The organism is Paraburkholderia phymatum STM815 (assembly GCF_000020045.1).
GTDB lineage: Bacteria > Pseudomonadota > Gammaproteobacteria > Burkholderiales > Burkholderiaceae > Paraburkholderia > Paraburkholderia phymatum.
Genome location: NC_010622.1, coordinates 979109 through 997839 on the forward strand (window position 1 = coordinate 979109; position 18731 = coordinate 997839).

At 61.4% G+C, this 18731-nt stretch carries 16 protein-coding genes; 14 read left to right on the plus strand and 2 right to left on the minus strand.

Annotated features, from left to right (window positions below; all coding sequences use genetic code 11):
• The first annotated feature begins 28 nt into the window (after window positions 1–28).
• Together greA and BPHY_RS04440 are read left to right on the plus strand one after the other, a co-directional pair.
• Entirely contained in the window at window positions 29–505 is a 477-nt protein-coding gene (gene greA, locus BPHY_RS04435; protein WP_012400283.1) for a transcription elongation factor GreA, read from the plus strand.
• A 19-nt stretch (window positions 506–524) separates the two neighbouring features.
• Window positions 525–1025, plus strand: coding sequence for a DUF4149 domain-containing protein (locus BPHY_RS04440; protein WP_012400284.1), 501 nt, complete (start codon window positions 525–527; stop codon window positions 1023–1025).
• A gap of 154 nt (window positions 1026–1179) precedes the next feature.
• On the opposite strand, the gene BPHY_RS04445 is transcribed toward BPHY_RS04440, so the two are convergent.
• Entirely contained in the window at window positions 1180–1743 is a 564-nt protein-coding gene (locus BPHY_RS04445; protein WP_012400285.1) for a YhbY family RNA-binding protein, read from the minus strand.
• 268 nt (window positions 1744–2011) lie between these two features.
• Between BPHY_RS04445 and BPHY_RS04450 the strand changes: the two genes are divergently transcribed.
• From BPHY_RS04450 to phoR, 11 genes are all read left to right on the plus strand, one after another.
• The gene (locus BPHY_RS04450) at window positions 2012–2674 is read left to right on the plus strand and encodes an RlmE family RNA methyltransferase (RefSeq protein ID WP_012400286.1); all 663 of its coding nucleotides are present in this window, start codon (window positions 2012–2014) and stop codon (window positions 2672–2674) included.
• A gap of 186 nt (window positions 2675–2860) precedes the next feature.
• Complete coding sequence (gene ftsH, locus BPHY_RS04455; RefSeq protein ID WP_012400287.1) at window positions 2861–4750, plus strand: ATP-dependent zinc metalloprotease FtsH; 1890 nt, start codon at window positions 2861–2863, stop codon at window positions 4748–4750.
• Window positions 4751–4922: 172 nt separating this feature from the next.
• The gene (folP, locus tag BPHY_RS04460; RefSeq protein ID WP_012400288.1) at window positions 4923–5765 is read left to right on the plus strand and encodes a dihydropteroate synthase; all 843 of its coding nucleotides are present in this window, start codon (window positions 4923–4925) and stop codon (window positions 5763–5765) included.
• A 28-nt stretch (window positions 5766–5793) separates the two neighbouring features.
• Window positions 5794–7152 (plus strand): phosphoglucosamine mutase, encoded by a 1359-nt coding sequence (glmM, locus tag BPHY_RS04465; protein ID WP_012400289.1) that lies wholly within the window; start codon window positions 5794–5796, stop codon window positions 7150–7152.
• 355 nt (window positions 7153–7507) lie between these two features.
• On the plus strand, window positions 7508–8539 hold the full coding sequence (gene pstS / locus BPHY_RS04470; RefSeq protein ID WP_012400290.1) for a phosphate ABC transporter substrate-binding protein PstS: 1032 nt from the start codon (window positions 7508–7510) through the stop codon (window positions 8537–8539).
• A gap of 149 nt (window positions 8540–8688) precedes the next feature.
• Window positions 8689–9687 carry a phosphate ABC transporter permease PstC gene (pstC, locus tag BPHY_RS04475; protein ID WP_012400291.1) on the plus strand — a complete coding sequence of 333 codons (999 nt, stop codon included), beginning with the start codon at window positions 8689–8691 and terminating at the stop codon, window positions 9685–9687.
• Window positions 9684–10580, plus strand: a complete 897-nt coding sequence (pstA, locus tag BPHY_RS04480) for a phosphate ABC transporter permease PstA (RefSeq protein WP_012400292.1) — start codon at window positions 9684–9686, stop codon at window positions 10578–10580. Before pstC ends, pstA begins: the two co-directional genes overlap by 4 nt.
• Window positions 10581–10595: 15 nt before the next feature.
• Window positions 10596–11444 carry a phosphate ABC transporter ATP-binding protein PstB gene (gene pstB, locus BPHY_RS04485; protein WP_012400293.1) on the plus strand — a complete coding sequence of 283 codons (849 nt, stop codon included), beginning with the start codon at window positions 10596–10598 and terminating at the stop codon, window positions 11442–11444.
• Window positions 11445–11478: 34 nt separating this feature from the next.
• Window positions 11479–12183: a phosphate signaling complex protein PhoU gene (gene phoU / locus BPHY_RS04490; RefSeq protein ID WP_012400294.1), complete on the plus strand. Its 705-nt coding sequence runs from the start codon at window positions 11479–11481 to the stop codon at window positions 12181–12183.
• A gap of 63 nt (window positions 12184–12246) precedes the next feature.
• Entirely contained in the window at window positions 12247–12948 is a 702-nt protein-coding gene (phoB, locus tag BPHY_RS04495; RefSeq protein ID WP_012400295.1) for a phosphate regulon transcriptional regulator PhoB, read from the plus strand.
• A gap of 96 nt (window positions 12949–13044) precedes the next feature.
• Complete coding sequence (phoR, locus tag BPHY_RS04500; RefSeq protein ID WP_012400296.1) at window positions 13045–14358, plus strand: phosphate regulon sensor histidine kinase PhoR; 1314 nt, start codon at window positions 13045–13047, stop codon at window positions 14356–14358.
• 175 nt (window positions 14359–14533) lie between these two features.
• On the opposite strand, the gene ppx is transcribed toward phoR, so the two are convergent.
• Window positions 14534–16084 (minus strand): exopolyphosphatase, encoded by a 1551-nt coding sequence (ppx, locus tag BPHY_RS04505; protein WP_456093670.1) that lies wholly within the window; start codon window positions 16082–16084, stop codon window positions 14534–14536.
• Between the two features lie 237 nt (window positions 16085–16321).
• Between ppx and ppk1 the strand changes: the two genes are divergently transcribed.
• Window positions 16322–18385, plus strand: coding sequence for a polyphosphate kinase 1 (ppk1, locus tag BPHY_RS04510; RefSeq protein WP_012400298.1), 2064 nt, complete (start codon window positions 16322–16324; stop codon window positions 18383–18385).
• Window positions 18386–18731: the final 346 nt, after the last annotated feature.

Genomic DNA, 18731 nt, shown 5'->3' on the forward strand with positions numbered 1-18731 from the left:
GCGGCTGTTTTTTGACAAAGAGTTGTTTATGAGCACTATTCCATTGACGAAGCGCGGTGCAGATCAGCTGCGCGACGAATTGCAGCGTTTGAAATCGGTTGAGCGTCCCGCTGTCATCAATTCCATCGCGGAAGCGCGTGCCCAAGGCGATCTGTCGGAAAACGCCGAGTACGACGCTGCGAAAGAAAAGCAGGGCTTTATCGAAGGCCGCATCGCCGAGATCGAATCGAAGCTGGCGGCCGCGCAGATCATCGACCCCTCCGCGCTCGACGCCGACGGTCGCGTGGTGTTCGCCGCGACGGTCGATCTGGAAGATCTGGATTCGGGCGATTCCGTTACCTATCAAATCGTCGGCGACGACGAAGCGGATCTCGAGCACGGCCTGATCTCGGTCAGCTCGCCGATCGCCCGTGCGCTGATCGGCAAGTCGGAAGGCGACGTTGCGGCCGTGCAGGCGCCGAGCGGCGTGCGCGAGTACGAAATCATCGCGGTCCGCTATATCTGAGGCGGGTGCCGTGTCTTCGATGCCGCATCGCCTGTTCCGCCTGTTGACGGTCGTGTGGGTCGGCAGTGTGCTGACCATCGGCTATGCGGTTGCACCTGTGCTGTTTTCGTCGCTCGATCGCATGACGGCGGGCGCGGTCGCGGCACAGCTATTTCGCATCGAAGGTGTGATTGGCGTGGTGTGCGGCGTGCTGCTGCTCGCGCTGTGTAATGTCCTCGTGCGGCGCGGCGGTAATGCATACCGGCGTCTGCGCTGGCTGATCGCCGGCATGCTGTTGTGCGTGCTGGTGGGTTACTTCGCGTTGCAGCCGTTCATGAATGCGCTGCGCATCGCCGCGCAGGAAGCGGGCACGGATGTCGGCCATTCCGTCTATGCGAGCCGCTTCGGCATGCTGCACGGCCTGTCGAGCGTGTTCTATCTGATCGAAAGTCTGCTCGGTATCGTGCTCGCCTGGAAGCTGCCGGCGGGAACGGGCATGTCAGCGGAGGAGGGGCACGTCGCCGGTGGCGCGGCGGGATAAACCGGCCACGCCGATGGCGACGGGTGGATCAGCGATCCGAGCGGCTGGCGACTCCAGCCGCGGTGGATGACCGCCACATGATGCGCCCTGAGCGCGGGTGCTTCGGTCGGCACGGTCCACACATGTCCAATCCGCTTTCCGCGCCACTTTCGGTTTACTTCGACGTCTGATGCATGCGCTTTGCGCTGGTCTGGCGTTTCTTGGCTTTCTTGATGTTACCGCCTGCCGTCACGCGCTCGTTGCCGCGCACCAGCACTTTTTGCGGCTTCGGGCGGCGCAGCGGATTGTCGGTCGCCTTGACGATCTTCACGACGCGAGGTGCGCGTCCCTTGTTCGAAGCCGCTTCCTCTGCGGCTTCGCGGGCGCTGGGGAGCGCGCCGCGTTTCGCGGCCGGCTTCACGCCGGCCTTGGCTTTAGCCGTGGGAGCGCGCTCGGTCGCTTCCTTTTCGGGCTTCCAGATGACGAGAAGCTTGCCGATGTGCTGGATCGGCGCGGCATTCAGACGATCACAGATTTCATCGTAGATCGCGACGCGCTCTTCGCGCTCGTCGCCGAATACGCGGATCTTGATCAGCTGGTGCGCTTTCAGGTGGACCTTGATTTCGGCCAGCACGGCGTCGGTCAGTCCTTCGGCGCCAATGATCACGACCGGCTTGAGCGCGTGAGCCTGGGAGCGCAAGTCGGCGCGTTGTTCGGAAGTAACTTTGAGGGCGGGCATGTGAAGTGGAAGACTCGACTAAAATGGCGGCGCCCGCGAGCAGGAATCGGTCGATCCGGCGAAACGGCAGACGGCGCGCGAAAGTTAGGAAACTGCGGTTAGAAAACTGCGGGGCAGAAAATACTGCGTACTGCGCCGGCACAAAGTGCAACGGCGCGGACAGCAAGCAGAACCACGGCGCGGACACGGCCTTTGGCTGCTGCCGCGCGAATTAAACGCGTATTATCCGCTAAAAGCGCGGCATTACGTAGCAAGAGTTCAACGTTTAATGGCAAAAAACAAGTTCAATACGTCGTGGCTGCACGACCACATCAACGATCCGTACGTGAAAATGGCGCAGCGGGAGGGTTATCGCGCCCGCGCCGCCTACAAGCTGAAGGAAATCGACGAGCAGGACAAGCTGATTCGCCCGGGCCAGGTGATCGTTGATCTCGGCGCGGCGCCCGGCAGCTGGAGCCAGTATGTGCGCAACAAGCTTTCGCAGGGCAAACACCGCGACGCGCAGCGTGAAGGCGGCATCGACGGCACCATCATTGCGCTTGACCTGCTGCCGATGGAGCCGATCGCCGACGTGCACTTCATTCAGGGCGACTTCCGCGAAGACAATGTCCTGGCGCAACTGGAAGAAGTGGTGGGAGATCGCGATGTCGATCTTGTAATTTCGGATATGGCGCCCAACCTGTCAGGGGTGGCGGTGGCCGACGCCGCGCGGATCGAGCACGTGTGCGATCTGGCGCTGGAATTTGCCCAAAACCACCTGAAACCCGATGGTGCCCTTTTAGTCAAATGCTTTCACGGCAGCGGTTATAGCCAGATTGTCGAAAAGTTCAAGCATCAGTTCAAGACGGTGGCCGCGCGCAAGCCGAAAGCGTCCCGGGACAAGTCGTCCGAGACGTTCATTTTGGGGAGGCATCTGAAGCGGCCTCGTTGAACCGGGTGCAGCGATGTGTGAGCCCGCATTTCCGGCACGCCGGAAAATAAGAGCGCTGAGGTTGCGCGGTACGCTATTTATGCGGTAGCGAATGCTTATGGCAGGGGTCTTCGGACTGGATTAGAATGCCTGAGTGGTGCCGCAAGGCAAATGTAGGCGCTTGTCTATGAGTGAAGGAGTGGTGCTTTGAACAACAACATGTTTTCGAAAGCAGCAGTGTGGCTGGTTATCGCACTGGTGCTGTTTACGGTGTTCAAGCAGTTCGACAAGCCCCGTGTCCAGGAAGGCGTTTCGTATTCGCAGTTCATGGATGACGCGAAGAGCGGCAAGGTCAAGAGCGTGATCGTCCAGGGTCGCAACCTTACGGTGACACCCGCCGACGGTCAGAAGTATCAAATCGTGTCGCCGGGCGACATCTGGATGGTCGGCGACCTGATGAAGTATGGCGTCCAGGTAAGCGGCAAGGCTGACGACGAACCGAATGCGCTGGTATCCGCGCTGTACTACCTCGGGCCAACCATCCTGATCATCGGATTCTGGTTCTACATGATGAGGCAGATGCAGGGAGGCGGGAAAGGCGGTGCCTTCTCGTTCGGCAAATCCCGCGCACGTCTGATCGACGAGAACAACAACGCGATCAATTTCTCGGATGTCGCGGGCTGCGATGAGGCGAAAGAAGAGGTGTCCGAACTGGTCGACTTCCTGCGCGATCCGCAGAAGTTCCAGAAGCTGGGCGGCCGGATTCCGCGCGGTGTGCTTCTGGTCGGCCCGCCGGGAACCGGTAAGACGCTGCTTGCGCGCGCGATTGCAGGTGAAGCGAAAGTGCCGTTCTTCAGTATCTCGGGTTCGGACTTCGTCGAAATGTTCGTCGGCGTGGGCGCGGCTCGGGTGCGCGACATGTTCGAACAGGCAAAGAAACATGCGCCTTGCATCGTGTTCATCGATGAAATCGACGCGGTCGGCCGTCATCGCGGCGCCGGCATGGGCGGCGGCAACGACGAGCGTGAGCAGACGCTGAACCAGATGCTCGTCGAAATGGACGGTTTCGAGGCGAACTCCGGTGTGATCGTGATCGCTGCGACGAACCGTTCGGACGTGCTGGACAAGGCGCTGCTGCGTCCGGGCCGTTTCGACCGTCAGGTGTACGTCGGTCTGCCCGACATCCGCGGCCGCGAGCACATCATGAAGGTACACCTGCGCAAGGTGCCGATCGCGAACGACGTCGACGCAGCAGTGATTGCGCGCGGCACGCCGGGCTTCTCGGGCGCGGACCTCGCGAACCTTGTGAATGAAGCCGCGCTGTTTGCAGCACGCCGCGGCAAGCGCATTGTCGAAATGCAGGACTTCGAAGACGCGAAGGACAAGATCTTCATGGGTCCGGAGCGTAAGTCGGCTGTGATCCGCGAAGACGCGAAGCGCGCGACGGCTTATCACGAGTCGGGTCACGCGGTGATCGCCAAGCTTCTGCCGAAGGCCGACCCGGTGCACAAGGTCACGATCATTCCGCGTGGCCGTGCGCTGGGTGTGACGTGGCAGCTGCCGGAGCACGACAACGAGACGTACTCGAAGGACTATCTGCTTGACCGACTGGCTATCCTGTTCGGCGGCCGGGTGGCGGAAGAACTTTTCCTGAACCTGATCAGCACGGGCGCTTCGGACGACTTCAACAAGGCGACGTCCACGGCGCGCGCCATGGTTGCCCGCTTCGGCATGACGGACGCATTGGGGCCGATGGTCTACGTCGACGACGAGAACGATCAGTCGCCATTCGGACGTGGCTTCACGCGCACGATTTCGGAAGCGACGCAGCAGAAGGTGGATGCCGAAATCCGCCGTGTGCTGGATGAGCAGTACAGCCTCGCGAAGCGTCTGCTCGACGAGAACCGCGACAAGGTCGAGGCAATGACTGCCGCGCTGATGGAGTGGGAAACGATCGACGCCGATCAGATTAACGACATCATGGCGGGCCGCCCGCCGCGCTCGCCGAAGAGCACCCCGTCGCCGGGCGATGCTTCGGGCGGCAGCAGCCCCGGCACGGAAGTCAAGCCGGGCAGCGCGACCGCGCCGGCTACCTGATAATCGGTTAAAGGTGTTTTACGGGCCGGTGTGATTTCACACCGGCCCGTTTTCATTTCTAATGCTGGACTGATCGCGATGAAGTCGCGGTATGTCCTGAATCCATTGCTTTTCGTCTTAGCCTATTCTCGTGCCCAACTTTTACTCTCCGCCTTATCCGATTGCCGAACCGATGCAATGCGGCCGGTTTACGTTCACGTTCGAACGTCCGCTCGTGATGGGCATCTTGAACGTCACGCCCGACTCCTTTTCCGATGGCGGCCTGTACGCGGATCCGGGCAAGGCGCGGCTGCAGGCGGAGAGGCTATTGGCGGAAGGCGCCGATATCATCGATATCGGCGGCGAGTCGACCCGGCCAGGGGCGCCACCTGTGCCCTTGGCCGAGGAACTGGAGCGGGTGATTCCGCTCGTCAAGGAACTGAGCGACGCAGGCATTCCGGTGTCCGTCGACACGTACAAGCCCGAAGTGATGCGTCATGCGCTGGCGGCGGGCGCTGATCTGATTAATGATATTTGGGGCTTCAGGATGCCCGGCGCGATCGATGCGGTGCGCGACAGCCAATGCGGCTTGTGCGTGATGCACATGCTGGGCGAACCGCAGACGATGCAGGTCGGCGAGCCGGTCTACGGGGACGTCGTTGTCGACATACGCGCCTTTCTGGAAGAACGTGTCGCTACGATGATAAAGGCCGGTGTTGCGAAAAATCGCGTCAGCGTCGATCCGGGCTTCGGATTTGGCAAGACGGTCGAGCATAATTACGCGCTGCTCGCCCACTTGCCTGAGACATCGCCGGTTGTCGGCACGCCGCTGCCGATTCTCGCTGGCATGTCGCGCAAATCGATGCTCGGGGCCGTCGTGAACCGGCCTGCGCCGGAAAGGGTGGCAGCAAGCATTGCAGCCGCCGTGTGCGCGGCTGAACGGGGGGCAGCGATCATCCGCGTGCACGATGTGGCGCAGACGGTGGATGCACTGAAAGTATGGGTGGCGACGCGCGACGCAGCGCGGCGCGCCTGATCTCCACGCTTGGGAGGAAAATTCCAATATGGCACGTCGGTATTTCGGAACGGACGGGATTCGTGGCAAGGTCGGCGATCCGCCGATCACGCCGGACTTTGTGCTGCGGCTCGGTTACGCGGCCGGCAAGGTGCTGGCGGGCGCCGACACCTGGGCGAAGACGGGCTCGCGGCCTACTGTGCTGATCGGCAAGGACACGCGCGTGTCGGGTTACATGCTCGAAGCTGCGCTGGAATCGGGCTTTTCGGCGGCTGGCGTCGACGTCATGCTGGCCGGTCCGATGCCGACGCCGGGGGTCGCATATCTGACGCGTGCGCTGCGTCTCGCGGCGGGTGTCGTGATCAGCGCTTCTCACAATCCGTATTACGACAACGGCATCAAGTTCTTCTCCGCCGACGGCAACAAGCTGCCGGACGAAGTCGAGTCGCAAATCGAAGAGCAGCTGGACAAACCGCTCGAATGTGCGCCGTCCGAGCGCCTCGGCAAGGCGCGCCGTCTGGATGACGCGGCCGGCCGCTACATCGAGTTCTGCAAGGGCACGTTCCCTCAGGCCTTCGATCTGCGCGGCATGAAGCTGGTCGTCGATTGCGCACACGGCGCTGCGTACGACGTGGCGCCGCACGTCTTCCACGAACTCGGCGCGGACGTGATCACGATCGGCGTATCGCCGAACGGCTTTAACATCAACGACGGCGTCGGCGCGACGGCGCCGGATGCGCTGGTGCGCGCGGTGCGCGCAAACAAGGCGGATCTCGGCGTTGCGCTCGACGGCGACGCTGACCGTCTGCAGATCGTCGACGCGAACGGGCGGCTGTACAACGGCGACGAACTGCTGTATGTGCTCGTGCAGGACCGTATCGCGACGCAAGGCAAGGTCGATGGCGCAGTCGGCACGTTGATGACCAATATGGCCGTCGAAGTCGCGTTGAAGAACAAGGGCGTGCAATTCGTGCGCGCCGCGGTTGGCGACCGCTATGTGCTGGAAAAGCTCCGCGAGCACGGCTGGGAACTCGGCGCGGAAGGCTCGGGGCACATCCTGTCGCTGGATCGCCATTCGACGGGCGACGGAATCGTTTCGGCGCTGCTGGTGCTCGCCGCTATGCAGCGCAGTGGCCGCTCGCTCGAGCAACTGCTCGAAGGCGTGACGCTGTTCCCGCAGAAGCTGATTAACGTGCGGATGCAACCAGGCGCGGACTGGAAGGGCAATGACGCAATCCGTCGCGCGATCAACGAGGCGGAAGGCGCGCTTGACGGCAGCGGCCGTGTGCTGATCCGCGCGTCGGGCACCGAACCGGTCCTGCGCGTGATGGTGGAAGCCGCGCACGAGAAAGACGCCGTGCACCATGCCGAGAGGATCGCGACCGTCGTCAAGCAGGCCACGTCCTGATTCGGGATAGGAGCAACAAGAGCGACAGGCGCGATAACCGCGATTCCAGACAGAAGACGAAAAGGGCGGCTTCATGCCGCCCTTTTTTTATGCCGCGTACCATTACGACATTAAAACAGCACTTGGAACATTACGGCATCGGTGCCGAGCCGCGCAAACGTTCGCACCGCGCCAATGTCGAACGTCAAGGCGCCGATTCAACGCGCAACTGCTGCATGGGCAGAAGCCATGGCAAAGCGCCTTTCACGGGCGTAATAAGACTGTCACGGTAACTTCACGGATAGTCACATGACTGTCACAAAGGGTCACTATTCTTCGCGGTGTCGTTGCACACGCTCACAACCACGGAGAAAACATGAAACTGATGCAAACCGCGTTCGCTGGCATGGCTGGCGCTCTCTTTGCGATCGCAGCGCAGGCCGCCGACATCACCGGCGCGGGCAGCACCTTTGCAGCACCGATCTACACGAAGTGGGCCGATGCGTACCAGAAGACGGGCGGCGGGAAGGTTAACTATCAAGGCATCGGCTCATCGGGCGGCATCAAGCAGATCGTCGCAAAGACCGTCGACTTCGCGGGCTCGGACGCTCCGCTGAAGGACGACGAACTCGCGAAGGAAGGCCTGTTCCAGTTCCCGACGGTTGTCGGCGGCGTGGTTCCCGTTGTCAATGTGCCGGGCGTGAAGGCTGGCGAAATCACGCTGTCGGGCGAAGTGCTCGGCGACATTTACCTCGGCAAGATCAAGAAGTGGAACGACCCGGCAATCGCCGCACTGAACCCGAAGGCAAAGCTGCCGGATACGGACATCGCCGTGGTCCGCCGTGCCGACGGCTCGGGCACGTCGTTCATCTGGACGAACTACCTGTCGAAGGTCAACGCGGAGTGGAAGTCGAAGGTCGGCGAAGGTTCGACGGTCAGCTGGCCGACGGGTACGGGCGGCAAGGGCAACGACGGCGTCGCGGCATTCGTGCAGCGTTTGCCGGGCGCAATCGGCTACGTCGAGTGGGCGTACGCGAAGCAGAACCACATGACGTACGTCGACATGAAGAACTCGTCGGGTACGGTCGTCGAGCCGAAGACGGAAACGTTCAAGGCAGCGGCAGCGGGCGCAGACTGGTCGAAGTCGTTCTACCAGATCCTGACGAACGAGCCGGGCAAGAACGCATGGCCGATCGTCGGCGCGACGTTCGTGCTGCTGCACACGACGCAGGAAAAGGGTCCGCAAGGCGCGGAAACGCTGAAGTTCTTCGACTGGGCGTTCAAGAACGGCGGCCAGGCGGCAAACGATCTGGACTACATCTCGCTTCCTGAATCCGTCGTGTCGGAAATCAAGACGCAGTGGAAGGCAAAAGTCAAGGACGCATCAGGCAAGTCGCTCGCAGAGTAAGCTTAGACACGCAGTTGTACCTACCGCGCGCATGACTTATTGGCTCGCGGCCGGCCGCCCGGCTTCGATGAGGCCCGGCGGCCGTAGTTCTGGCCGCGTGGCATACGCCATGCGGCAACCGGAAACCGGAAACAGGTTTATCGACTCCCATGTCCGACCTCCCTCTCTCTTCTGACGCGGCCCGGTCGACTCCGCCCGGTAGCACGGCGCAGAAAGCGCCTAGCCGCGCAGGCGACATCATTTTCGGCGGCGTCGCCCGGCTTTCCGCCATCGTCACACTACTGCTGCTCGGCGGCATTATTGTGTCGCTGATCATTGCTTCGATGCCGACGATCCAGAAATTCGGCCTCGCATTCCTGTGGACTGCCGATTGGGATCCGCCGTCCGAACAGTTCGGCGCGCTCGTGCCCATCTACGGCACGATTGCGACGTCGATCATTGCGCTCATCATCGCGGTGCCCGTCAGCTTCGGCATCGCGCTCTTCCTGACGGAACTGTCGCCCACCTGGCTGCGCCGGCCGCTCGGCATCGCGATCGAGCTGCTCGCCGCGATTCCGTCGATCGTCTATGGCATGTGGGGTCTGCTCGTGTTCGCGCCGATCTTCGCAACATGGTTCGAAAAGCCACTCGGCACGCTGCTCGGCGGCATGCCGATCATCGGCGCGCTGTTCAAGGGCCCGCCCATCGGCATCGGCATTCTGTGCGCGGGCGTCATTCTCGCCATCATGATCATCCCGTACATTGCCTCCGTGATGCGCGACGTGTTCGAAGTCACTCCCGTGCTGCTGAAGGAATCGGCGTACGGCATCGGCTGCACGACGTGGGAAGTGATGTGGAAGATCGTCCTGCCGTTCACGAAGACGGGTGTGATCGGCGGCGTGATGCTCGGTCTCGGCCGCGCGCTCGGCGAGACGATGGCCGTCACGTTCGTGATCGGCAATACGAACCTGCTCGACAACGTGTCGCTCTTTTCTCCGGGTAACAGCATCACCTCGGCGCTTGCGAACGAATTCGCAGAGGCCGCTCCGGGCCTGCATACGGCCGCGCTGATGGAACTCGGCCTGATCCTGTTTGTGATTACCTTCATCGTGCTGGCGATTTCGAAGATCATGCTGCTTCGCCTCGAGAAAGGGGAGGGCGCGAAATGAGCCAGTCCTCCTTGAACATGCCGGGCAGCACGGATGGCGCAGCGCTCGAAGCGATGCGCAACAAGCTGCAAAAGCGCCGCAAGGCGACCAACGCGGTGGCGCTGACGCTCTCGCTCGCGGCGATGGCCTTCGGCATTCTGTGGCTCGTGTGGATTCTGTACACGACGCTGCGGCTCGGCGTCGGCGGCCTGTCCGTCGAGCTCTTCACGCAGTCGACCCCGCCGCCGAACACGGACGGCGGCGGTCTCGCGAACGCGATCGTCGGCAGCGTGATGATGGTCGTGCTGGCGACGTTCGTCGGGACGCCAATCGGCATCATGGCGGGCGTGTATCTCGCCGAGTATGGCCAGAAGGGCTGGCTCGCGACCATCACGCGCTTCATCAACGACATTCTGCTGTCGGCGCCGTCGATCGTGGTCGGTCTGTTCGTGTATGCCCTCGTCGTCGCGAAGATGGGTCACTTCAGTGGCTGGGCGGGTGTCATCTCGCTCGCGCTGCTGCAGATTCCCATCGTGATCCGCACCACGGAGAACATGCTGAAGCTCGTGCCGAACGCGCTGCGCGAAGCGGCGTTCGCACTGGGCACCCCGAAGTGGAAGATGGTGCTGTCGATTACGCTGAAGGCGTCGGTCGCGGGCATCGTGACGGGCGTGCTGCTCGCGATCGCGCGTATCGCCGGCGAAACGGCACCGCTGCTCTTCACGGCGCTGTCGAACCAGTTCTTCACGATGGACATGAATCAGCCGGTTGCGAACCTGCCGGTCACGATCTTCAAGTTCGCGATGAGCCCGTTTGCGCAGTGGCAGTCGCTGGCGTGGGCTGGGGTATTCCTGATCACGCTCGGAGTGTTGGGTCTCAACATTCTCGCGCGTACGATCTTTTCGAAAAAGTAAGGGCGGAGCGATCCGATGAACATGGCAGAAAGTCACCTGAATCCCGTCGAGCGCCCGGCGGCACCCGCCGGTTTCGACCCGGCGCAGAGCGGTCAAGCGTCAGCGCCCTCGCGCCCGAAGATCGAAGTCAACAACCTGAACTTCTTCTACAACAAGTATCACGCGCTGAAGAACATCAACCTGCGGATTCCCGAAGGGAAGGTGACGGCGTTCATCGGCCCGTCGGGTTGCGGCAAGTCCACGCTGCTGCGCACATTCAACAAGATGTACGCGCTCTATCCGGAGCAGCGCGCGGAAGGCGAAATCCTGATGGACGGCGAAAACCTGCTGACGACGAAGCGCGATATCTCGCTGCTGCGCGCACGTATCGGCATGGTGTTCCAGAAGCCGACGCCATTCCCGATGTCGATCTACGACAACATCGCGTTCGGCGTAAAGATGTTCGAAACGCTGTCGCGCTCGGAGATGGACGATCGCGTCGAATGGGCGCTGACCAAGGCGGCCCTGTGGAACGAAGTGAAAGACAAGCTCGGCCAGAGCGGCTACGGTCTGTCGGGTGGCCAGCAGCAGCGTCTGTGTATCGCGCGCGGTATTGCGATCCGTCCGGAAGTGCTGCTGCTCGACGAGCCGTGCTCGGCCCTCGACCCGATTTCGACCGGCCGCATCGAAGAGCTGATCGCCGAACTGAAGAGCGACTATACGGTGGTGATCGTCACGCACAACATGCAGCAGGCGGCGCGTTGTTCGGACTACACTGCATATATGTATCTGGGTGAGCTGATCGAATTCGGCGATACCGAAAAAATCTTCATCAAGCCGGTCCGCAAGGAAACGGAAGACTACATCACGGGCCGCTTCGGTTAAGCACTGAGCGTACGCACGAGCTTAGGAGTAACACATGTCCGATAAACACCTGTCCAGCCAGTTCGACGCCGACCTGAACCTGGTGTCATCGAAGGTGCTCGAAATGGGCGGCCTTGTCGAGGCACAGATCGTCGCCGCGATGAATGCGCTGAACGAGTTCGACATCGGCATCGCCGACCAGGTGATCGCCACCGAAGACCGTCTGAACCAGATGGAAATCGAGATCGACGAGGAGTGCAGCAACATCATCGCGCGTCGTCAGCCGACGGCGCGCGACCTGCGCCTCGTGATGGCGATCTCGAAGACGATCACGAATCTCGAACGCGCCGGCGACGAAGCCGAGAAGATCGCCAAGCGCACCAAGCGTCTGTCGGAAGATGGTGCGTCGCGCACGATCAACATCGCCGAAATCAAGCTGTCGGGCGATATGGCCGTGAGCATCCTGCGCCGTGCGCTCGACGCGTTCGCGCGCCTCGATACCGTGGCCGCCGCGCAGATCGTGCGCGACGACAAGGCGATCGACGAGGAATTCCGCGCGTTCGTGCGCAAGCTGATTTCGTACATGACGGAAGATCCGCGCCTGATCTCCGTGGGACTGGACTTCCTCTTCATCGCCAAGGCGATCGAGCGGATCGGCGATCACGCGAAGAACATCGCCGAGTTCATCATCTACGTGGTGAAGGGCACGGACGTGCGCCACATGGGTCGCGACGCGCTCGAGCGCGAAGCGCTCAGCTGATCCGTCTGACGTTCAGCGATTCCGCACAGCAAAACCGTATATACCGTTTATCAAGAGGCGCCGATGCCCAGCAGTATTCTCGTTATCGAAGATGAACCCGCCATTTCCGAGCTGATCTCGGTCAACTTGCAACACGCGGGCCATTGTCCGATTCGTGCGTACAACGCCGAACAGGCGCAGAACCTGATCAGCGATGTGCTTCCCGATCTCGTGCTGCTCGACTGGATGCTGCCGGGCAAATCGGGCATTGCGTTCGCGCGCGACCTGCGCAACAACGAGCGTACGAAGCACATCCCGATCATCATGCTGACGGCGCGCGGCGATGAGCAGGACAAGGTGCTCGGGCTCGAGATCGGCGCCGACGACTACGTGACCAAGCCGTTTTCGCCGAAGGAGCTGATGGCGCGTATCAAGGCGGTCCTGCGCCGCCGTGCGCCGCAGCTGACGGAAGACGTCGTTGCGATCAATGGACTGAAGCTCGACCCGGCCACGCACCGCGTCGCCGCGCACGCGCAAGGCAGCGAGATCAAGCTCGATCTCGGCCCGACGGAATTCCGCTTGCTGCACTTCTTCATGACGCACCCCGAGCGCGTGCACAGCCGCACGCAATTGCTCGACCAGGTGTGGGGCGATCACGTGTTCGTCGAAGAGCGTACTGTGGACGTGCACATCAAGCGTCTGCGGGCCGCGCTGAAGCCGGCGGGCTGCGATGCGATGATCGAAACGGTGCGCGGCAGCGGCTATCGCCTGGCCAAAAGCGCATAAGGTAAACTGATCGAAAAACACGAAGCGCGCTGCGGGCACTCGGACGCAGCGCGCTTTGTTGTCTATGAAGTCTTCAGCTTGTCTTCAAGGTCGCACATGAACATCATCTGGGCACGTTCCCTGGTATCGCTTGTGCTCCTCGCTGTGCTGTGCGTGGCAATCGGCATCTTCGTCAACACGAAAACGGCGTTGGCGCTCGCCGTGCTCGCACTGCTCGCGCAAGGCATTTTCAGCACGTTCCACAAGCAACGCCTGTGGCGTCTGCTCGACGCGCCTGTGTATGGCGAAGTGCCGAGCGCACCCGGCATCTGGGGCGAAATTTACTACAGGCTGCACAAGCTCGCGAAACGCTGGCACGCACAGGTGCGCCAGGTCGAACAGCAGCATTCGCGTTTCATTCAGGCGATTCAGGCGTCCCCGAACGGCGTTGCGATGCTCGACGATCACGATCAGATCGAGTGGTGCAACGCGATCTCCGAAGCGCATTTCGGCCTCGACGCGAAACGCGATTTACGTCAGCACATCACACATCTCGTGCGTCATCCCGACTTCGTGCGCTATCTGAATTCGCATCATTATGAACAGATGCTGATCATGCGCGGGATGGGCGACAAGCGGCAGAACGTGCTGTCCGTGCAGGTGTTTCCGTATGGCGAGAACCGCAAGCTGGTGCTGTCGCAGGACATTACGGAACTGGAACGCACGGATGCGATGCGCCGGGACTTCGTGGCGAATGTATCGCACGAACTAAAGACGCCGTTGACCGTGCTGTCGGGTTTTCTCGAAACGATGCGAGAGATCCCACTCGACGAGAGCGAGCGCGTGCGCTATCTCGATCTGATGATGCAGCAGGCGCAGCGGATGCAGCATATCGTCAGCGATCTGCTGGTGCTCGCGACGCTCGAAGGCGACAACAAGCCGCCGAGCAACCAGATGGTCGATATGCGCGCGGTGCTACGGCATCTGGAAGATGATGCGCAAAGCCTCTCGGGCGGACGACACCGGATTGGCTTCGAGGCCGACGAGGCATTGACGGTGACGGGAGTGGAGACGGAGATCATGAGCGCGTTCGGGAATCTCGTCACGAATGCGATTCGGTATACACCTGACGGCGGGTCGATCGATGTGAGTTGGCACGCACAGGGAGGGCAAGCCACGTTCGCAGTGACCGACAGCGGCTTGGGTATTCCTGCCGCGGATATTCCGCGATTGACTGAGCGGTTTTATCGTGTCGATCGGAGCCGGTCTCGCGACACGGGCGGGACCGGGCTTGGGCTTGCGATCGTCAAGCATGTGTTGCAGCGGCATGATGCGCAGCTCGAGGTGAAAAGCGAAGAAGGGCGAGGGAGCACTTTTACCGTACGGTTTCCCGTTGCGCGGAGTGCGCGGCTTCAGTCGACCGCCGCTTGATTCTGCTTTATTGTCTGCGTCGCAGTCGCCATTTTTGCCTGCGGCGCGGCGTTTGCCGTTTTTTGTTTTTCCGCTGGCATCCGCTTTGTGCATCTGGCACAGGGGCAACACCAGCAAACCAGATGCACAAAGCGGATGCCAGCGAAAAAAACGACACCAGCGTCGAGGACAAAGATCAATCGTCCGTATAAACAACTCGATACGACGTCCGAATCTTCTCCCACTCAGCCGCCTCCTGAATGAGGCTATAGTCCGTGAGCGGATTATTCGCGACCCACGAATTGGGCAGCCGAACCTCATACCCGCCATTCGCTTCCGCAACGGTGATTTCTGGCAAGCCGGCATCCGCACGGCGCCGGCAGAACAGCGCCGCGAGCCGCAGGCAGAACAGCAGCTTCCATTCGAGATCGCGCGTCTGCGCCAGCTTCGCCAGCTTGCCTGCGTGCCCTACGACGAGCGCCGCAAGTCGCGCCTGATCGGTGCGTGAAAAACCCGGCATGTCCGCATTGCTCGCGATATACGCCGAATGCTTGTGATATGCGCTGTGTGAAATCGACAGCCCGATTTCGTGCAGCGCCGCCGCCCAGCCGAGGAACATGCGATTCTCTTCACGCACTTCCGTATCGGGTTCGTCGAGCTGATCGTAGAAATGCACCGCAAGCTCGCCAATGCGGCTCGCCTGCGCACGATCGACGCCATAGCGGCGCATGAAACCCTCGACCGTGATGGTCCGCATGTCCTGATGCTGTGAGCGTCCCAGCAGGTCATACAGCACGCCAAGGCGCAGCGCGCCGTCCGTCGTGTCGACATAATCGACGCCCAGTTCATCGAACACCGCGATCATGATGGATAGGCCGCCCGCCAGCACCGGCACGCGATCGGGCTTCAGCGCGATCAGCTTCAGACGATTGACGTTCTCCGCCTTGATCAACGCACGCTTCAGACGCTCGAGGCCGCCGCGTGAAATGCCGTGCGTGATGCCCGGATCGTTGAAGCCGTTTGCTTCGAGCAGCTCCGCTAGCGCTCGCGCCGTACCGGACGATCCGATACCCTGGTCCCATCCCTCGCCCTTGTAGTCGGCCGAAATGATCTGGATCTCACGCGAGGCCGCCAGTTCGGCCTGACGCATCGTGTACTCGTCGACGTTACCCGCCGGGAAGAACTGACGGCTGTGGCTTACGCAGCCAATGTACAGGCTTTCCATCCTGATCGGCGTGTAGTGCGAACCGATAATGAACTCGGTCGAGCCGCCGCCGATGTCCACGACGAGCCGCTTGCCCGCGCTCGCCGGCACCGAATGTGCAGCGCCCGCATAAATCAGGCGCGCTTCTTCGCGACCCGCGATCACTTCGACGGGGAAACCCAGCGCCGCTTCCGCTTCGCCGAGAAATTCCTCCGCGTTCTTCGCGACGCGCAACGTGTTGGTGGCGACGGCGCGCACATGGTCGGGATGGAAGTCGCGAAGGCGTTCGCCGAAGCGCTTGAGGGCGTCCCAGCCGCGCACCTGCGAAGCACGGTCGAGCATCTTTTCGCGCGACAGGCCCGCGCCGAGCCGCACCGGTTCGCGCAGCGCGTCGACCTGATAGATCTGGCTGCCCGCTTCCGTCTCCTCGACGCGGCCCACGATCAGACGGAAGCTGTTCGAGCCGAGATCGACGGCGGCAAGTAGTGGCGGAGTGTTGACCATCGGGAGTGAGGACCTCATGCGCACAAACAGGTCGCCCATGTTGGGCGCGCCGATTCGCGCGGTGTTCAAAGTCGCCATTTTAAGCGTACTGGACATCACGCTGTCACCTCCGCCATTGTCGTGCGATATGGTCGCACATGCCTGCGTCATATTTACGACATAGGGCGGCAAAAGCGTAAAATCACGTGACAAGTCATTTCACGCCACTGTCATCATACTGTGAGAATTTCCGAGCGTCCGTTCGAGTCACCTTCCGACATTTCATTCTCACCGCCGATGTCCAACCGCTATCCTCTTCTGAACCGCGAGCTGGGCATTCTGGGGTTTAACGAGCGTGTGCTCGCACAGGCTGCGGACCCCGCCGTTCCTCTTCTCGAACGCCTGCGATTCATCTGCATCACCAGCAGCAACCTCGACGAATTCTTCGAAGTCCGCATGGCCGGTCTTCAGGAGCAGATACGCGACAATCCCGGCGCGCTGTCGCCCGACGGCATGTCGCTGCAGCATTGCTACGATCTCGTCGTCGAACGCGCGCAGAAGCTGGTGCATCGTCAGTACACGATGCTGCAGGAGACCGTGCTGCCCGCACTCGAAGACGAAGGCATCTATTTTCACGGCATGGAAGCGTGGAACGATGCGCAGACGCAATGGGCGCACGATTATTTTCTCAACGAGCTGTTGCCTGTTCTGACGCCGATCGGCCTCGATCCCGCGCATCCGTTTCCGCGCGTGCTGAACAAGAGCCTGAACTTCGTCGTCGAGCTGGAAGGCAAGGATGCGTTCGGCCGCCAGGCTGTGATGGGCATCGTGCAGGCGCCGCGTGCGCTGCCGCGGCTCGTGCGCATGCCGCAGGATCTGTCGGGCTATCCGCATGGCTTCGTGTTGCTGAGCTCGTTGCTGCAGCGTTTCGTCGGCGAGTTGTTCCCCGCCTTGCTCGTGCGTAGTTGCAACCAGTTCCGCATTACGCGCAACAGCGAGCTGTTTGTCGATGAAGACGAAATCACGAACCTGCGGGTCGCGCTGCAGGGCGAGCTGCCCGCGCGGCATCTGGGCAATGCGGTGCGGCTGGAAGTGTCGGCGGATACACCGGCGCATCTGGTGCGGCGTCTGCTCGACGAGAGCGGTTTGTCGCAGAAGGACTGCTACCACGTCGACGGCCCGGTGAATCTCGTGCGTCTGATGCAGTTGCCCGAGATGGTCGACCGGCCAGACCTGAAGTTCGTCCCGCACATTCCCGCGACGCCGCCGCAGATCGCCAACAGCGCGAGCCTGTTCGATGTGATCGATCAGGGCGATGTGCTGCTGCATCATCCGTACGAGAGTTTTCAACCGGTGCTCGAACTGCTGCTGCAGGCGGCGAAGGATCCGAACGTCGTCGCAATCAAGCAGACGATCTATCGAACGGGCACGGACTCGCCGCTGATGGATGCGCTGATGCAGGCCGCGCGCAACGGCAAGGAAGTGACGGTGGTGGTCGAACTGCTCGCGCGCTTCGACGAAGAGACGAACATCAATTGGGCCTCGCAGCTCGAGGCTGTGGGCGCGCACGTCGTGTATGGCGTGGTCGGCCACAAGTGCCACGCGAAGATGATGCTGATCGTTCGACGTGTGTCGGAAGGCGGCAAATCGATCCTGAAGCGCTACGCGCACCTCGGCACGGGCAACTATCATCCGCGCACGGCGCGTCTCTATACCGACTTCGGTCTGATGACAGCCGATCAGGATATCTGCGAAGACGTGCATCATGTGTTCCAGCAGCTGACGGGCATCGGCGGCGAGTTGCCATTGCACGAATTGTGGCAGTCGCCGTTCACGCTGCATCCCCGGCTGGTCGAATCGATTCGTGCTGAAGCAGAGCACGCGAGGGCGGGCAAGCGCGCACGGATCGTTGCGAAGATGAATGCGTTGCTCGAGCCGACCGTCATTGCTGAGCTGTACGAGGCGTCGCAGGCGGGTGTGAAAATCGATCTGATCGTGCGTGGTGTGTGCGCGCTGCAGCCGGGTGTGGAAGGTCTATCGGAGAACATCACGGTGCGCTCGATCGTGGGGCGCTTTCTCGAGCATCATCGTATTTTCTATTTCTACGACGATGGTCGCGAACAGGTTTATCTGTCGAGTGCCGACTGGATGGATCGCAACTTCTTCAGGCGGGTCGAGGTCGCGTTTCCGATTAATAACCGGCGGTTGAAGCGGCGCGTGATCGCCGAAGGGCTGTCGGCGTTTCTCGGCGACAATCAGGCCGCCTGGCTGATGCAAAGCGATGGGCATTATCGCCGGCGCAGGCCCGGCAAGTCATCGCGGAATGCGCAGCTTAGCCTGTTGGCCAAGTTTTGTTCGTGATGGTTTTTCGTCTTCGACGCAGTTGCTATTCTCTTTTTCGCGGGCATCCGCATTCTGTTTCTGGTTTGCTCGTGTTGCCCCTGTGCGGGGCGGCACTTACTTTCTTTGCCGCGGCAAAGTAAGCAAAGAAAGCCGCTCACACCGAGCGTCTTGACGTTTACCCGCGAGCCCTCAAATCCTCCGCCCTTTGCGCGGTAGCGCGCGATTTCGCGTGCGTTGCCAGCGCCTTGAACAGGCGCCCACTTCAATCTCCCGTCGCACAGCCAGCGGCAGCGAATCGTCTGTGCCGCCCAGGCGGCAAACTGTGTGTCGCCTGTCGCACCGCATGCATTGCTGATCTTACGAC

Coding starts and splice junctions, on each gene's coding strand:
- glmM (WP_012400289.1), top strand. CDS start 5,794: ATGGCACGTCGGTATTTCGGAACGGACGGGATTCGTGGCAAGGTCGGC.
- folP (WP_012400288.1), top strand. CDS start 4,923: ATGCAATGCGGCCGGTTTACGTTCACGTTCGAACGTCCGCTCGTGATG.
- ppx (WP_456093670.1), bottom strand. CDS start 16,084: ATGGGCGACCTGTTTGTGCGCATGAGGTCCTCACTCCCGATGGTCAAC.
- phoB (WP_012400295.1), top strand. CDS start 12,247: ATGCCCAGCAGTATTCTCGTTATCGAAGATGAACCCGCCATTTCCGAG.
- pstC (WP_012400291.1), top strand. CDS start 8,689: ATGTCCGACCTCCCTCTCTCTTCTGACGCGGCCCGGTCGACTCCGCCC.
- pstS (WP_012400290.1), top strand. CDS start 7,508: ATGAAACTGATGCAAACCGCGTTCGCTGGCATGGCTGGCGCTCTCTTT.
- BPHY_RS04450 (WP_012400286.1), top strand. CDS start 2,012: ATGGCAAAAAACAAGTTCAATACGTCGTGGCTGCACGACCACATCAAC.
- BPHY_RS04445 (WP_012400285.1), bottom strand. CDS start 1,743: ATGCCCGCCCTCAAAGTTACTTCCGAACAACGCGCCGACTTGCGCTCC.
- pstB (WP_012400293.1), top strand. CDS start 10,596: ATGAACATGGCAGAAAGTCACCTGAATCCCGTCGAGCGCCCGGCGGCA.
- BPHY_RS04440 (WP_012400284.1), top strand. CDS start 525: ATGCCGCATCGCCTGTTCCGCCTGTTGACGGTCGTGTGGGTCGGCAGT.
- pstA (WP_012400292.1), top strand. CDS start 9,684: ATGAGCCAGTCCTCCTTGAACATGCCGGGCAGCACGGATGGCGCAGCG.
- ppk1 (WP_012400298.1), top strand. CDS start 16,322: ATGTCCAACCGCTATCCTCTTCTGAACCGCGAGCTGGGCATTCTGGGG.
- greA (WP_012400283.1), top strand. CDS start 29: ATGAGCACTATTCCATTGACGAAGCGCGGTGCAGATCAGCTGCGCGAC.
- phoR (WP_012400296.1), top strand. CDS start 13,045: ATGAACATCATCTGGGCACGTTCCCTGGTATCGCTTGTGCTCCTCGCT.
- phoU (WP_012400294.1), top strand. CDS start 11,479: ATGTCCGATAAACACCTGTCCAGCCAGTTCGACGCCGACCTGAACCTG.